This window comes from Pseudomonas sp. FSO-7 (assembly GCF_059579345.1).
Genome location: NZ_CM184193.1, coordinates 731616 through 745531 on the forward strand (window position 1 = coordinate 731616; position 13916 = coordinate 745531).

Annotated in this window: 15 protein-coding genes; 6 read left to right on the forward strand and 9 right to left on the reverse strand. The window is 63.1% G+C overall.

Features of this window, described 5'->3' with window-relative positions; translation table 11 throughout:
• The first annotated feature begins 189 nt into the window (after window positions 1-189).
• Window positions 190-954: an SDR family oxidoreductase gene (locus tag AC515T_RS03130; protein WP_072412002.1), complete on the forward strand. Its 765-nt coding sequence runs from the start codon at window positions 190-192 to the stop codon at window positions 952-954.
• 69 nt (window positions 955-1023) lie between these two features.
• Here the strand turns inward: AC515T_RS03130 and AC515T_RS03135 are convergent, their stop codons facing one another.
• From AC515T_RS03135 to AC515T_RS03165, 7 genes are all read right to left on the reverse strand, one after another.
• On the reverse strand, window positions 1024-2157 hold the full coding sequence (locus AC515T_RS03135) for an AGE family epimerase/isomerase (protein ID WP_496531396.1): 1134 nt from the start codon (window positions 2155-2157) through the stop codon (window positions 1024-1026).
• 322 nt (window positions 2158-2479) lie between these two features.
• The gene (locus AC515T_RS03140; RefSeq protein WP_305469491.1) at window positions 2480-3052 is read right to left on the reverse strand and encodes a HupE/UreJ family protein; all 573 of its coding nucleotides are present in this window, start codon (window positions 3050-3052) and stop codon (window positions 2480-2482) included.
• A 30-nt stretch (window positions 3053-3082) separates the two neighbouring features.
• Entirely contained in the window at window positions 3083-3697 is a 615-nt protein-coding gene (gene ureG / locus AC515T_RS03145; protein WP_060739393.1) for an urease accessory protein UreG, read from the reverse strand.
• Between the two features lie 9 nt (window positions 3698-3706).
• Window positions 3707-4381: an urease accessory protein UreF gene (locus tag AC515T_RS03150; RefSeq protein ID WP_496531397.1), complete on the reverse strand. Its 675-nt coding sequence runs from the start codon at window positions 4379-4381 to the stop codon at window positions 3707-3709.
• The gene (gene ureE, locus AC515T_RS03155; RefSeq protein WP_496531398.1) at window positions 4378-4878 is read right to left on the reverse strand and encodes an urease accessory protein UreE; all 501 of its coding nucleotides are present in this window, start codon (window positions 4876-4878) and stop codon (window positions 4378-4380) included. Before ureE ends, AC515T_RS03150 begins: the two co-directional genes overlap by 4 nt.
• Window positions 4879-5065: 187 nt before the next feature.
• Window positions 5066-5698 carry a TetR family transcriptional regulator gene (locus tag AC515T_RS03160; RefSeq protein ID WP_496531399.1) on the reverse strand — a complete coding sequence of 211 codons (633 nt, stop codon included), beginning with the start codon at window positions 5696-5698 and terminating at the stop codon, window positions 5066-5068.
• A 157-nt stretch (window positions 5699-5855) separates the two neighbouring features.
• Window positions 5856-6281, reverse strand: a complete 426-nt coding sequence (locus tag AC515T_RS03165; protein ID WP_496531400.1) for a hypothetical protein — start codon at window positions 6279-6281, stop codon at window positions 5856-5858.
• Between the two features lie 377 nt (window positions 6282-6658).
• On the opposite strand from AC515T_RS03165, the gene AC515T_RS03170 reads away from it, so the two are divergent.
• Window positions 6659-8734 carry an AsmA family protein gene (locus AC515T_RS03170; RefSeq protein WP_496531401.1) on the forward strand — a complete coding sequence of 692 codons (2076 nt, stop codon included), beginning with the start codon at window positions 6659-6661 and terminating at the stop codon, window positions 8732-8734.
• Between the two features lie 117 nt (window positions 8735-8851).
• Here the strand turns inward: AC515T_RS03170 and AC515T_RS03175 are convergent, their stop codons facing one another.
• A complete protein-coding gene (locus tag AC515T_RS03175; RefSeq protein ID WP_496531402.1) occupies window positions 8852-9382 on the reverse strand; it encodes a ferritin-like domain-containing protein in 531 nt (176 codons plus the stop codon).
• Window positions 9383-9439: 57 nt separating this feature from the next.
• Entirely contained in the window at window positions 9440-10381 is a 942-nt protein-coding gene (locus AC515T_RS03180; RefSeq protein WP_496531403.1) for a LysR substrate-binding domain-containing protein, read from the reverse strand.
• Window positions 10382-10517: 136 nt separating this feature from the next.
• Here AC515T_RS03180 and AC515T_RS03185 point away from each other — a divergent pair, with 136 nt between their 5' ends.
• The 4 genes from AC515T_RS03185 to AC515T_RS03200 all read left to right on the forward strand — a co-directional run bounded on the left by AC515T_RS03185 (window position 10518) and on the right by AC515T_RS03200 (window position 13891).
• Window positions 10518-11156 carry an FMN-dependent NADH-azoreductase gene (locus AC515T_RS03185; RefSeq protein WP_496531404.1) on the forward strand — a complete coding sequence of 213 codons (639 nt, stop codon included), beginning with the start codon at window positions 10518-10520 and terminating at the stop codon, window positions 11154-11156.
• A 120-nt stretch (window positions 11157-11276) separates the two neighbouring features.
• Complete coding sequence (locus AC515T_RS03190) at window positions 11277-12167, forward strand: alpha/beta fold hydrolase (protein WP_496531405.1); 891 nt, start codon at window positions 11277-11279, stop codon at window positions 12165-12167.
• A gap of 208 nt (window positions 12168-12375) precedes the next feature.
• On the forward strand, window positions 12376-12657 hold the full coding sequence (locus AC515T_RS03195) for a PsiF family protein (RefSeq protein WP_496531406.1): 282 nt from the start codon (window positions 12376-12378) through the stop codon (window positions 12655-12657).
• Between the two features lie 220 nt (window positions 12658-12877).
• Complete coding sequence (locus tag AC515T_RS03200; protein WP_092171427.1) at window positions 12878-13891, forward strand: AI-2E family transporter; 1014 nt, start codon at window positions 12878-12880, stop codon at window positions 13889-13891.
• Window positions 13892-13916 lie beyond the last annotated feature (25 nt).

Genomic DNA, 13916 nt, shown 5'->3' on the forward strand with positions numbered 1-13916 from the left:
CGTGCCTGTGGATAAGGTGCGCGCAACCGGCTGCGGGCCTTGTTTGACAAGGCTTGGCGTGGATTGGTTGTTTTGTGAGCAGCTGTGGGCCAAAAGCTCTGCGCAAGCCTTGCCCCTGGCGTGCCAGGCCGGGCATGCTGTGGGCCGATTCCATTCAATGGCTTTTGAAGTTCAAACAAGGAGAACACGATGTCTGACACCCTGTTTATCACCGGCGCGACGTCCGGTTTTGGTGAAGCCTGTGCCCGTCGTTTCGCCGAGGCCGGTTGGAAACTGGTGCTGACCGGTCGTCGTGAAGAACGCCTCAATGCCCTTTGTGCCGAGTTGTCGAAGCAGACCGAAGTCCATGGCCTGGTCCTGGATGTGCGTGATCGCAAGGCCATGGAGGAGGCCATCGCCAACCTGCCGCCGTCCTTCGCCAAGTTGCGCGGGCTGATCAACAACGCTGGCCTGGCCCTGGGCGTCGACCCGGCGCCCAAGTGCGACCTCGATGACTGGGACACCATGGTCGACACCAATGTCAAAGGGCTGATCTACAGCACGCGCCTGCTGTTGCCGCGCCTGATCGCCCACGGCCGTGGCGCCGGGATCGTCAACCTGGGTTCCATCGCCGGCAACTACCCGTATCCGGGCAGCCACGTGTATGGCGCGAGCAAGGCGTTCGTCAAACAGTTCTCCCTGAACCTGCGTTGCGACCTGCAAGGCACGGGCGTGCGGGTCAGCAACATCGAGCCGGGCCTGTGCGAGAGCGAGTTCTCCCTGGTGCGCTTCGGTGGCGACCAGGAGCGCTACAACGCGACCTATGCCGGCGCCGAGCCGATCCAGCCGCAGGACATCGCCGATACGATTTTCTGGGTACTCAACACACCGGCGCACATCAACATCAACAGCCTGGAGCTGATGCCGGTGAGCCAGACCTGGGCTGGTTTCGCCATTGAGCGCAACAAGGCGTAGCGAATGGTGTGTGGATGAGCTTTTGTGGCGAGGGGGCTCGCCGTTGCTACTTCATAGGAGACATGTCAGTCAGTTGAGGTAATCGGCCAGCCCGCGATAGCAGGTCAACAGGTGATACGGCGTGGTGGACGGCATGTCCCGGCGGCTGACCCTACCGTCGGCATCCAGGCATTCGTTCCAGCCTTTGGCATGCAGGAAATGCTGCTGCAACGCCTGCAGTTGACGCAGCAACAACCCCTGGTTGTCCGAACGCAATGTCAGTGCCCGCAAATATTCCGCCTGCGCCCAGATGCGCTGGGTGGCGTCGCGTGGGCCTGCTTGTGGTTTCAGGTCCAGCATCGCGCATACCGCACCAGAGTCCGGCTCGACGCCGCGTTGTTCGGTATGGCCGAAGCTGCGCTCCAGGGCTGTGTGCAACTTGCCGTTGCGCAACAGGGGCGATGAGGCCAGCAAGTAATACCATTCGAACTGGTGCCCCGGCTCGAACCAGTTATCCACAGCCTTGAGCGGTTTTTCCATCATGACCCGTTGCTGCGGTTCGATGAAATGCCTGGCCATTGCGTCGCACAGGCTCAGCAACGCCTGGCGGACGCTGGCGTCTTCGCGGACCGAAAGGGTGGCGAGGAAGGCTTCGGCCAAGTGCATCAAGGGGTTTTGCAACGGGCCGGAGCCGGTTGTCGACCAGTCGCGCTTGAGGCTGGCTTCGTAGAGACCGTCGGCGCTGGCAAAGCGCTGGGCAATGACCTCCAGGCTGGCGTTGAGCACCGACTCCACCAGCGGCTCGCGGACCTTGCCCCAGTAATGGGCGCAGGCGAACAGGATAAAGGCGTGGGTGTAGAGGTCTTTGCCGGTGTCCAGCGGCGCGCCTTGGGGGTCGATGCTGTAGAACCAGCCGCCGTGTTCGGCATCGTGGAAATGACGTTGCAGCGAGCGGAACAGGGCACTGGCCCGTTCCTCGGCCTGGGGCACTTCGCCAATCAGGCTGGCGAACACATACAACTGCCGCGCACAGGCCATGGCGCGGTAGCGCTGGGGCGGCAGCGGTGCATGTCCGGCATCCAGGGATTCATAGGGCAGCGCCAGTTCGGCATTCCAGCCCGGGCCTTGCCACATTGGCACGATCACGTCGTGAAAATGCTGACGCACTGTTGCGTACAGGGCGGTCAATTCAGGCTGGGGGGCGGGGCGGGAAGCATCAGGCATGGGCGGACGTCGTCACGGCTGGGGGCGATTGCGCGACATGGTAGCAGAGTGACCGACTCCAGAGAGATGGCGCCTGTAAGTCCGTCATCGCGAGCAAGCTCGCTCCCACAGGGGCCGGTGTACCCCGATCAAGGTGTGAAGCAGGCTGGCTCCCACAGGGGCCGGTGTACCCCGATCAAGGTGTGAGGCAGGCTGGCTCCCACAGGGCCGGTGTACCCCGATCAAGGTGTGAAGCAGGCTGGCTCCCACAGTGGCCGGTGTACCCCGATCAAACTGTGGGAGCGAGCTTGCTCGCGATAGCGGCCAGGCAGGCGCTAGAGAATCAGCTCGCCAACAACCACACCCCAGCTCCCGCCGAAGCAGCCCCAACCAACCTGACCAATGGCGCCGCCGCCCGCGGCAACACCCGCACCAGCGCAAAACCTGCGCCATGCAGCGCCGCCGTGGCCGCGACGAAGCCCGCCGCATAGGCCCACGGGCTCGACATGTCCGGCAGTTCCAAGCCATGGGCCACGCCATGGAACAGTGCAAACAGCGCGGTTGCACCGACCGCCAGGCTCAACGGCGGACGCACCGCCAGTGCCACCGCCAGGCCCAGGGCGAGCACCGAGGCGGCGATCCCGCTTTCCAGCGCCGGCAGGTCCAGGCCTTCAAAGCCCAGCAGGCCGCCGAGCAGCATCGTACCGACGAAGGTGCATGGCAGTGCCCAGCGCGCAGCGCCTTGTTGTTGCGCGGCCCACAAACCGACCGCCAGCATCGCCAGCAAATGGTCGAGCCCGCCGATGGGGTGGCCGAGGCCGGCGATCAGGCCATTGTCGCCGTGGCCAGGGTGGGCGAAGGCCAAGGCCGGCGTCAGCAGCAGGGCGAGGGCGCCGAGGATGCGTTTGAACGTCATGGATAAGCTTCCTTGTTGTCAGTCGAAAAATCAGGCGGCGCTCAGCAGACCCTGGCGCTCGATGAAGGCGATGATGTCGTCCAGGCCCTGGCCGGTCTTCTGGTTGCTGAACACGAAAGGCTTGCCGTTGCGCATCCGCCGCGTGTCGCTGTCCATCATCTCCAGGGACGCGCCCACCAGGGGGGCCAGGTCGATTTTGTTGATCACCAGCAGGTCGGATTTGCAAATGCCCGGCCCGCCCTTGCGCGGCAGCTTGTCACCGGCCGAGACGTCGATCACATAGATCGTCAGGTCCGACAGCTCCGGGCTGAAGGTCGCCGACAGGTTGTCGCCGCCCGATTCCACCAGGATCAGGTCCAGGCCCGGGAAGCGCCGGTTCAACTGGTCCACCGCCTCAAGGTTGATCGAGGCATCTTCGCGAATCGCCGTGTGTGGGCAGCCGCCAGTCTCCACGCCGATGATCCGCTCCGGCGCCAGGGCTTCGTTGCGCACCAGGAAGTCGGCGTCTTCACGGGTGTAGATGTCGTTGGTGACCACTGCCAGGTTGTAGCGTTCACGCAGGGCCAGGCACAGGGCCAGGGTCAGGGCGGTCTTGCCGGAGCCCACCGGGCCGCCGATACCGACGCGCAGAGGTTGTGTATTCATGTGTGTCTCCTAGGAACGGAACAGACGGCTGTACTGGCGCTCATGGGCCATGCACGCCAGGGACAGGCCAAACGCGGCGCTGCCGTAATGATCGGGGTCGATGTTCGAGGCGTCGTGCTGGGCTTGTTGCAACAGCGGTAGCAGTTCGCTGGTCAGGCGCTGGGCCGCTTGCTGGCCCAAAGGCAGGGTTTTCATCAGCACCGCCAGTTGGTTTTCCAGCCAGCTCCACAGCCAGGCGGCGAGGGCGTCCTGGGGCGCGATCTGCCAGGCGCGGGCGGCCAGGGCCCAGCCCAGCGCCAGGTGCGGTTCGCTGCGCTGTTCGAGAAAGCTACGCGCGGCACGGTCGAGTTCCGGCAGGCCGACGAGCAATTGCTGCAACGAGTAGCCCATCTGCCGGCTCTCCTGATACAGCTCACGGGTTTCCCGGCTGGCACGGTGTTCTTCGCAACGTTGCAACAGCGCGTCCCAATCGTCAGCGGCGGCTGCGGTGCAGTGCGCCAGCAGCAAGGGCGCTTCGAAGCGTGCCAGGTTCAGCAGCAATTGATCGCTGATCCAGCGCCGTGCGTCGTCGGGGTTTTTCACCTGGCCGTTGTCCACCGCCATCTCCAGCCCCTGGGAATAGCTGTAGCCGCCAATCGGCAGCTGCGGGCTGGCCAGACGCAGCAGCGCCCAGGCCGGGTTCATGTGCGTACGCCAAACTGATGCAGGCGCGGCGCGTAGTTGAAGTCTTCGTCGCCGTGCCGGGAATGATGATGGCCGCCGCCATAGGCACCGTGTTCCGGCTGGAACGGGGCTTCGATGGATTCGACGCGGGCGCCCAGTTGCTCGAGCATCGCCTTGAGCACGTAATCGTCCAGCAGGCGCAGCCAGCCATCGCCCACTTGCAGGGCCACGTGGCGATTGCCCAGGTGATAGGCGGCGCGGGTCAGTTCGAAGGCGTTGGCGCAGGTCACATGCAGCAATTGTTCGGCGCGGGCGCAGACGCGCACGATGCGCCCGTCTTCGGCCTGCAGGCATTCGCCGTCGTACAGCGGCGGCTGGCCGCGCTCCAGGAACAGCCCCACGTCTTCACCTTCGGCACTGAAACAGCGCAGACGGCTTTTGCTGCGGGCGTCAAAGGTCAGGTGCAGCTCGGCGTCCCAGCGCGATTGAGTGTCGATTCTGCGGTGAATCACCAGCATCGGAGTGCTTCCAGCAATGAACGGTGCTGTGTTTAGAGCAAGGGGCTTGCCAATCGAAGAAGGTGTAGGAAATAGCTGGGATGGGGTTTCAGGATGGGGCGGATTGCGTGCCATATTGGTGCGCGCCGGAATGCCGTGCACCATTTTGCGGCTAGCACAAAAAAGAATCTGTGGGTACATCGGGGGGTTATTCAGTACTGCCCAGCCCTTGCCAATGCTTGAGGCCAATGAAGATGAACCGCAGTTGCTGGGTAATCTTCGCCTGGGGCGTGAGGTGTTCGGGGAGGGCTTGGGCCGGCGGGTCGATGATGTCCGGCAGGGTGGCGAACACGCTCTTGACGATCAGGTCGGCCATCACGCCCAGGGCGGCCAGGTCCAGGTGCTGCAGCTTGGGCATCAAGGCCAGGTCGGCGGCCAGGTCCGAGCTGATGTCTTCGCGCAATTGGGCGATGGCCTGGCGCACCGGCAGGGAACCGCCGTATTGCTCGCGGGCCAGGAACAGGAATTGGGATCGGTTGGCTTGCACCACATCGAGAAAGATCCGCACCGACGCATCGATGATGCCGCCCATGACGAACTCGTTGTGGCGTACCAGGCGGATGGTTTCGCGGAAGGTCTGGCCGACTTCGCTGACCAGTGCCAGGCCCAGTTGGTCCATGTCCTCGAAGTGCCGGTAGAACCCGGTGGGCACGATGCCTGCCGTCCTGGCGACTTCCCGCAGGCTCAGGCTACCGAAGCCCCGGCCGCACTCCATCAAATGACGGGCTGCGTCCATCAGGGCAATTCGGGTCTGTTGTTTCTGTTCGGCGCGGGGCAGCATCGCAAGGCTGGCTTCTGGTTCACGGGAGCGACGCACTCTAGCAAATCGGCTTTGCCGACGTCGAACGGTAGAGAGGGGGCGGGCGGGGAAAACGAGGGGGTTGAAAAGTCAAAAGCCCGATTGCAGGAATCGGGCTTTTTTCTGGGCCACCATGGGCTCAGCTCACTGTGCCGTTGCGTTCGATCACACGGTCACCGCCGTCAGCTGCCAGGGTTTCGCCCAGTGGCGTGCGGTCGGAACCGTCAGCTGCGAGGGTCTGGCCTTGTGGAGTACGGTCGGAACCGTCAGCCGCCAGGGTCTGGCCTTGTGGGGTGCGGTCGGAACCGTCAGCCGCCAGGGTCTGGCCTTGTGGGGTGCGGTCGGAACCGTCAGCCGCCAGGGTCTGGCCTTGTGGGGTGCGATCGGAACCACCCTCGACCAGGCCTTTTTCTTCCAGTCTGTCACGGCCACCTTCAGCGACAGTCTGGCTGTAGGCAGAATGACTGTCCTTGACCTGTGGCGTGGCTTGTTCGGAGGCTGGCAGGGCGAAGGCGGTAGAAGCCAGCAGTGAAAGGGACAGGCTCATCAGTAATTGGCGTTTCATGATCGTTGCTCCTTGGGAGGGCGATAAAGTGGGTACGAGGGCAATGCTACTCTCGATAAGTCGATATAAAAGTTCATAAAGACAATGGTAATAATCAACGGAATTGATTGTTCTGGGCGAAGGCTCTAGAACGGGCGTTTCCGGGGTGCGGTTTTGCACCGAGGTGGGTATTTTGTACCCATTGCTGCCTCGAAAATGTGCGGGTGCGGTAACAGTTTGTTGGCTGATCGGTCAGGATACTGGCACCTTTTTGTGCCGTTCATCGGCACCTGTTGGCCGTTTTACCAGTCCAACCTTTCATGACGAACCGACTGCAGGTTCGTGTTTCCAACAGCGCCGCGGTTGCGGACGCTGACTTGTCATCAGGAGCCTTGTGCATGACGCGCACCTCGAAAATCCTCGCCTGGAGCTTTGCCAGCCTTGTTGTCCTGCTGGCGGTGCTGGTCCTGGTCATCGCATTCTTTGACTGGAACCGCATCAAGCCCCCGCTCAATGCCAAGGTTTCCGAGGAGTTGCATCGCCCCTTCGCCATCAACGGCAACCTGGCGGTGGTCTGGCAGCGTGAGCCAGAGGAAGGTGGCTGGCGCGCCTGGTTGCCGTGGCCCCATGTGGTGGCCGAAGACTTGAGCCTGGGTAACCCGGAATGGTCGAAGACCCCGCAAATGGCCACGCTCAAGCGTGTCGAGCTGCGCATTTCGCCCTTGGCCCTGCTGGCCCGGCGAGTGGCGATTCCGCGCATCGACCTGACGGAGCCCAACGCCAACCTGCAACGCCTGGCGGACGGTCGCGCCAACTGGACCTTCCAATTCGATCCGAAAGACCCGGACGCCGAGCCGTCCAGCTGGGTGGTGGACATCGGTGCCATTGGTTTCGACAAGGGGCATGTCACCCTGGACGACCAGACGCTCAAGACCCGGCTCGACCTGTTGATCGATCCGCTGGGCAAACCCATCCCGTTCAGCGATATCGTCGGTGACAAGGCCGCGAAGAAAGCCCAGGACCAAGGTGCGACACCGCAGGACTATGCGTTCGCCTTCAAGGTCAACGGGCAGTATCACGGGCAAAACCTGACCGGCTCCGGCAAGGTCGGTGGCTTGCTGGCCTTGCAGGAGGCGACACAACCCTTTCCGCTCCAGGCCCAGGCGAAGGTCGGCGACACCCGCGTCGAACTGGCCGGCACCCTCACCGACCCGCTGAACCTCGGGGCCCTGGACTTGCGCCTGAAGCTGGCCGGCAACAGCCTCGCCCATCTCTACCCGCTGACCGGCGTGACCCTGCCGGATTCGCCGCCTTACGCCACCGATGGCCGCCTGATCGCCAAGCTGCATGAGCCCGGTGGGGCGCTGTTTCGCTACGAGGCGTTCAACGGCAAGATCGGCGACAGCGATATCCATGGCGACCTGGCCTATGTCGCCAGCCAGCCGCGGCCGAAACTCAGTGGTGCGCTGGTCTCCAATCAGCTGCTGTTCAGCGACTTGGCGCCGCTGATCGGTGCGGATTCCAATGCCGAGCAAAAGGCCCGGGGCGGGGCGAGCAAACAGCCGACCGGCAAGGTCTTGCCCGTGGAGGAGTTTCGCACCGAGCGCTGGAGCGTGATGGACGCTGATGTGGAGTTCACCGGCAAGCGCATCGTCCACAGCGAACAGTTGCCGTTCAACGACCTCTATACCCACCTGGTGCTCAACGATGGGCAGTTGAGCCTTGAACCCCTGCGTTTCGGCGTGGCCGGTGGCCGCCTCGATGCGCAGATCCGCCTCAACGGGCGCACCCGGCCCCTTGAAGGCCAGGCGAAGCTGACGGCGCGAGGGTTCAAGCTCAAGCAACTGTTTCCGGGTTTCGAGCCGATGAAAACCAGCTTCGGCGAGCTCAATGGCGATGCTGACATCACCGGGCGTGGCAATTCGGTGGCGGCGTTGCTGGGCACGTCCAACGGCACCCTGAAAATGCTCATCAACGATGGTGCCATCAGTCGGGAATTGATGGAGCTGGCGGGATTGAACGTCGGCAACTACGTAGTGGGGAAAATCTTTGGCGACAAGGAAGTGAAGATCAACTGCGCGGCGGCGGACTTCGACATCAAGACGGGCCTGGCGACCACGCGCCTGTTCGTGTTCGACACCGAGAACGCGATCATCTACATCGACGGTACGGCGAATATGGCGACCGAACAGTTGGACCTGACCATCACCCCCGAGTCCAAGGGCTGGCGCCTGATTTCCCTGCGTTCGCCGTTGTACGTACGGGGTCCGTTCGCCAAGCCCTCCGCTGGGGTCAAGGCGGTGCCCCTGATGCTGCGCGGTGCCGGGATGGTGGCGCTGGGCGTGATCGCCGCGCCGGCGGCCGGGTTGCTGGCGTTGGTGGCACCCAGCGGCGGTGAGCCGAACCAGTGCGCGCCGCTGCTGGAGCAGATGAAGGCGGGCAAGGCGCCGGTGACGGTCAAGCCTACCCGGTAGCCAGATTGTGCGGTGAGGCGGCTGGCCTCATCGCGAGCAAGCTCGCTCCCACAAGGGATTTGCAGCGCGCGGCCCCCTGTGGGAGCGAGCTTGCTCGCGATGGGGCCCTAAAGGCCCTTACAGATCGGCCAGAATGTCGGCCATATCATCGGCGTGCTCTTCTTCCTGGGCCAGGATGTCTTCGAAGATACGCCGGGTGGTCGGGTCTTTTTCGCCGATGTACTGGATGATTTCCCGGTAGCTGTCGATGGCGATCCGTTCGGCCACCAGGTCCTCGTACACCATTTCCTTGAGGGTGTTGCCCGCGACGTACTGGGCGTGGGAGTTACGGGTCAACAGGTCGGGGTTGAATTCCGGTTCGCCGCCCAGCTGCACGATGCGCTCGGCGAGTTTGTCGGCGTGTTCGGCTTCCTGGTTCGCGTGCTCGAGAAACTCACTGGCCGCCACACTGGCCTTGAGGCCGGCGGCCATGAAGTAGTGACGCTTGTAGCGCAGCACGCAGACCAGTTCGGTGGCCAGCGCTTCGTTGAGCAGGCGGATGACTTCCTGCCGGTCGGCGCCGTAGCCTTCGGTCACTGCGCCGTTCTGCACGTTCTGCCGTGCCCGTGCGCGCAGGGTGGTTACATCGGATAAGTGCATGTCGCTCATCTCGTTCTCCTGGAGGCTGATCCGGTTGGAGCGTCACGCTCTGCCGGCGCGATCGCTCTAGGTGTGAGTGACGCGGTCTTGAAAAAGTTTTACCGAATTTTTCAGCGCATAACCGGACAGCCGCGCTTCCTCCCCCAGCCACTGGAAAAATGCCCGCACCGGCGGATGGCGTTCGCGGCCCGGAACGCACAGGGCGCTGTAGCCGGCGCCGCTCACCTGGATGTCCGGGCGATAGCCCACCAGCAAGCCGCTGGCGATGCTTTCCGACGCCAGGATATTGCTCGCCAACACCAGACCCTGCCCGGCAATCGCCGCTTGCAAGGCGTAATGCTCCTCGTCGTACTCGCGCATGCACGGCTGCCGGGTGAGCCAGGTTTCCCCGGCCTGGGCGCACCAGGCATCCCAACCGTGGGCGTACAGCTTGGAGTTGTGCCAGCGCACGCTGATCAGCGTCGGTGGCTGTCGGGTCGCCAGGGCCACCTGCTCAGGCGAGCCGTAGACCCCGAAGCTTTCATCGAACAGGCACATGCCGTAGAGGTTCGGATAGGCGTCCAGGCTGTAGCGCACCACCAGGTCGACGCTGGCATCCTGATGCAGGTCGATCACCTCGCAATGGGTGTCCAGGCGCACGTTGATGTTCGGATGGCGCGCATAGAAGCGCCCCAAGCGAGGCACCAGCCAAAGGGCGGCAAACGCGGCGGTGGTGGACAGGGTCAGGTGGGTGGTGCTGCGTTGCGGGCGCAGGGTATCGACGCTTTGCGCCACCTCCAGCAAGGCCCCGTGCAGGCTGTGGAACAAGCGTTGCCCTGCGTCGGTGAGGCGCACCTGGCGTGGCAGGCGTTCGAACAGCATCAGCCCCAGCCAGCTCTCCAGCGCTCGAATCTGGTGGGAGACCGCCGTCGGCGTCACCGACAACTCCGCCGCGGCTGCCTTGAAACTGAGCAGCCGCGCGGCGGATTCGAAGGCGCGCAGCGCGTTGAGCGGCAGGTTGGCGAACATCTGAATTCCCCTAAAACAGTATGGATGAAATTAACTCATCCAGATGAACTAACGCTCATTTGTCTGTCGGCAGCCCTGGACTCCAAGCTGCAAGGCACAAGCAGTGTCTATTGTAGCCGTATAAAAGGAGATTCAGATGAGCAAGATTCTTGTGGTGCATGGCAGCCCCCGTGGCGAGCGTTCTCATTCCCGGCGCCTGGCCGAGACCTTTGTCTCGGCGTGGCAGGCGGCCCATCCGCAATCCCAAGTGACCCGTCGCGAAGTCGGACGGACGGTCATCGCACCGGTCAACGAAGCCTTTATCGCCGCGGCGTTCTACCCCGAGCCCCAGGCACGGCCGTTGATCATGCAAGCGGACCTGGCCCTGAGCGATGCCCTGGTCGCGGAGCTGCAAGCTCATGACCAACTGGTGATCTCCGCGCCCATGCACAACTTCAGCGTGCCCAGCGGCGTGAAGGCCTGGATCGACCAGATCGTGCGCATCGGGCTGACGTTCAACCACCGCCTGGACAACGGTGTGTCGCACTATGAGCCGCTGGTGCTGGGCAAGAAGGCCTTGATCGTGACCAGTCGTGGCGATTTCGGTTTCGGCCCCGGCGGCCCGCTGGAGAGCATGAACCACGCCGACACGTTGTTGCGCACCGTGCTGGGGTTTATCGGCATCACCGATGTGACGGTGGTGGCGGCCGAAGGCGAAGAGTCGGCCGAGCGCAGCTTTGCGTTGTCCTGTGCCGAGGCCGAGGAACGCTTGCTGGCACTGGCGCGGGACTTTTGAGACAGGGGCCGCTGCGCAGTCCAAAGGGAGCAAGCTCCATTGCCACGGTTTCATACGAGTGTCATAGACTGGTCATCATCGGTACCGATGCTGACCCCTCTTGATCACAAGGATGTCGCCATGTCGCAACGCTGCGCCACTCGTTATCCGCTGGTGCTGGTCCCGGGCATGCTCGGGTTCATACGCCTGGTGTTGTATCCGTACTGGTACGGGATCGTCTCGGCGTTGCGGCGCGGTGGGGCCGTGGTGGTGGCGGTGAAGGTTTCGCCGTTGCATTCGTCCGAGGTGCGCGGCGAGCAGCTGCTGGCGCGGATCGACGAGATCCTGCGGCAAACCGGTGCGCAGAAGGTCAACCTGATCGGCCACAGCCAGGGCAGCCTCACCGCCCGCTATGCCGCCGCCAAACGCCCGGACCTGGTGGCGTCGGTCACGTCGGTGGCTGGCCCCAACCACGGCTCCGAACTGGCCGATTACCTCCAGGACCACTACCCGGCCGACAGCGCCAAGGGGCGTGTGCTCAGTGCCATCCTGCGCCTGATCAACGCTCTGATGAGCCTGCTGGACACCGGCTATCGCGGGCCGAAGCTGCCGGTGGATATCCGCGCGTCCCATGCCTCCCTGACCACCGCCGGGGTGGCGCTGTTCAACCAACGTTATCCACAGGGCCTGCCGGTGACCTGGGGCGGGCAGGGGCCGGAAGAGGTCAATGGCGTGCGCTATTACTCCTGGTCCGGCACCTTGCAGCCGGGCAAGACTGATAAAGGCCGAAACCTGTTCGATGGCACCAACCGCACTTGCCGTTTATTTGCCCGCACCTTTGTCAGGGAAGCGGGGCAATGCGACGGCATGGTCGGGCGCTTTAGTTCACATCTGGGCACGGTCATCGGCGATGACTATCCGCTGGATCACTTCGACATCGTCAACCAGTCGCTGGGGCTGGTGGGCAAGGGGGCCGAGCCGATCCGGTTGTTTGTCGAGCATGCCGAGCGGTTGAAGGCGGCCGGGATGTAACCCGTTGGACCGCGTTATCGTTCATCGCGAGCAGGCTCGCTCCCACAGTAGATGTGTGTTGCTCGGTCCATTGTGGGAGCGAGCCTGCTCGCGATGGCGTTAGCCAGGGCGCCGCCGGTTTACCACTGAACACAGATGAAGGTGTAACAGGCTTTGTCTACACTGCACCTCATCGCCGTACCCTCGTACGGCAGCCAGGAGAAACACCATGAAGATGCTTCGTGTGCCTTTGTTGATGATCGGTTTGCTGCTGTGTTCCCAGGGCTACGCCGAGACGGCGCAGCAGACCAAGATGACCACCTGCAACGCCGACGCCACCGCCAAGGCGCTCAAGGGCGACGAGCGCAAGGCGTTCATGAGCACTTGCCTCAAGGCTGCACCGAGCACCCCGCAAGAACGCATGAAGACTTGCAACGCCACGGCCACCACCCAGGCCCTGAAAGGTGATGCCCGCAAGGCGTTCATGAGTGAGTGCTTGAAGAAGAAATAAGCGCTGGATCTGCGGGGGCCCCATCGCGAGCAAGCTCGCTCCCACAGTAGATTTGTCGTGCTCGCTCCATTGTGGGAGCGGGCCTGCTCGCGATGGGTCGGCGCAAAAGTTACAAAAAACCCCTGAACTGCGACCAAGGTCGGCCGACACAATCCCTAGTGCTGCCAGCGGATCGCTGGCAGACTGCCGATCCTTTCACGCCGTTTTGTCCTGAGGCTGTATGCCAACGTTTTCTCAGCGTCATGTGTTGTTGGTGATCAGTTGGGTGATCATTTTTGGTGGGTTGTTGCTGGTGCTCCCGCTGCGCCTGTTGCCGAGCCTGCTGGCCGGGCTGTTGGTGTTCGAGCTGGTCAACATGCTCACCCCGCAGTTGCAGCGCCTGATCGAAGGTCGCCGCGCCCGCTGGCTGGCGGTGGCGTTGCTGGGCACGCTGGTGGTCAGTGTGCTGACGCTGATCTTCGCCGGCGCCTTCAGTTTCCTGCTCCATGAGGCGGAAAACCCCGGAGCCTCCCTGGACAAGTTCATGGCGGTGGTCGATCGCGCCCGCGGGCAATTGCCGCCGTTCATCGACGCCTACCTGCCGGCCAGCGCCGCCGAATTCCGTGTGGCGATCGGTGACTGGGTGAGCAAGCACCTGAGCGATCTGCAACTGGTGGGCAAGGACGCGGCCCACATGTTCGTGACGCTGCTGATCGGCATGGTGCTGGGGGCCATCGTTGCCCTGCAGCGCATTCCCGACCTGACCAAGCGCAAGCCCCTGGCTGCGGCGCTGTTCGATCGCCTGAACCTGCTGGTCAAGGCGTTTCGCAACATCGTCTTCGCCCAGATCAAGATTTCCCTGCTCAACACCTTCTTCACCGGGATTTTCCTGGCGGTGGTGCTGCCGCTGTTCGGCATTCATCTACCGTTGACCAAGACCCTGATCGTGATGACCTTCCTGCTGGGGCTGCTGCCGGTCATTGGCAACCTGATGTCGAACACGCTGATCACCATCGTTGCCCTGTCGTTGTCGATCTGGGTGGCGGTTGCGGCGCTGGGTTACCTGATCGTGATCCACAAGCTCGAATACTTTCTCAACGCCCGCATCGTCGGCGGGCAGATCAGCGCCAAGTCCTGGGAATTGCTCATGGCGATGCTGGTGTTCGAAGCCGCATTCGGCCTGCCGGGGGTGGTGGCAGGGCCGATTTATTATGCTTACTTGAAGAGTGAGTTGAAGCAGGTGGGGATGGTTTGATCTGGTAGCGATGGTGCCTGATCTG

Excerpts from the sequence above, each read along its gene's own strand:
- AC515T_RS03160 (WP_496531399.1), bottom strand. The coding sequence starts at position 5,698 with ATGCTGCCCCGCGCCGAACAGAAACAACAGACCCGAATTGCCCTGATG.
- AC515T_RS03185 (WP_496531404.1), top strand. The coding sequence starts at position 10,518 with ATGAGCAAGATTCTTGTGGTGCATGGCAGCCCCCGTGGCGAGCGTTCT.
- AC515T_RS03135 (WP_496531396.1), bottom strand. The coding sequence starts at position 2,157 with ATGCCTGATGCTTCCCGCCCCGCCCCCCAGCCTGAATTGACCGCCCTG.
- ureG (WP_060739393.1), bottom strand. The coding sequence starts at position 3,697 with ATGAATACACAACCTCTGCGCGTCGGTATCGGCGGCCCGGTGGGCTCC.
- AC515T_RS03150 (WP_496531397.1), bottom strand. The coding sequence starts at position 4,381 with ATGAACCCGGCCTGGGCGCTGCTGCGTCTGGCCAGCCCGCAGCTGCCG.
- AC515T_RS03130 (WP_072412002.1), top strand. The coding sequence starts at position 190 with ATGTCTGACACCCTGTTTATCACCGGCGCGACGTCCGGTTTTGGTGAA.
- AC515T_RS03165 (WP_496531400.1), bottom strand. The coding sequence starts at position 6,281 with ATGAAACGCCAATTACTGATGAGCCTGTCCCTTTCACTGCTGGCTTCT.
- AC515T_RS03180 (WP_496531403.1), bottom strand. The coding sequence starts at position 10,381 with ATGTTCGCCAACCTGCCGCTCAACGCGCTGCGCGCCTTCGAATCCGCC.
- AC515T_RS03195 (WP_496531406.1), top strand. The coding sequence starts at position 12,376 with ATGAAGATGCTTCGTGTGCCTTTGTTGATGATCGGTTTGCTGCTGTGT.
- AC515T_RS03170 (WP_496531401.1), top strand. The coding sequence starts at position 6,659 with ATGACGCGCACCTCGAAAATCCTCGCCTGGAGCTTTGCCAGCCTTGTT.
- ureE (WP_496531398.1), bottom strand. The coding sequence starts at position 4,878 with ATGCTGGTGATTCACCGCAGAATCGACACTCAATCGCGCTGGGACGCC.
- AC515T_RS03175 (WP_496531402.1), bottom strand. The coding sequence starts at position 9,382 with ATGAGCGACATGCACTTATCCGATGTAACCACCCTGCGCGCACGGGCA.
- AC515T_RS03140 (WP_305469491.1), bottom strand. The coding sequence starts at position 3,052 with ATGACGTTCAAACGCATCCTCGGCGCCCTCGCCCTGCTGCTGACGCCG.
- AC515T_RS03190 (WP_496531405.1), top strand. The coding sequence starts at position 11,277 with ATGTCGCAACGCTGCGCCACTCGTTATCCGCTGGTGCTGGTCCCGGGC.
- AC515T_RS03200 (WP_092171427.1), top strand. The coding sequence starts at position 12,878 with ATGCCAACGTTTTCTCAGCGTCATGTGTTGTTGGTGATCAGTTGGGTG.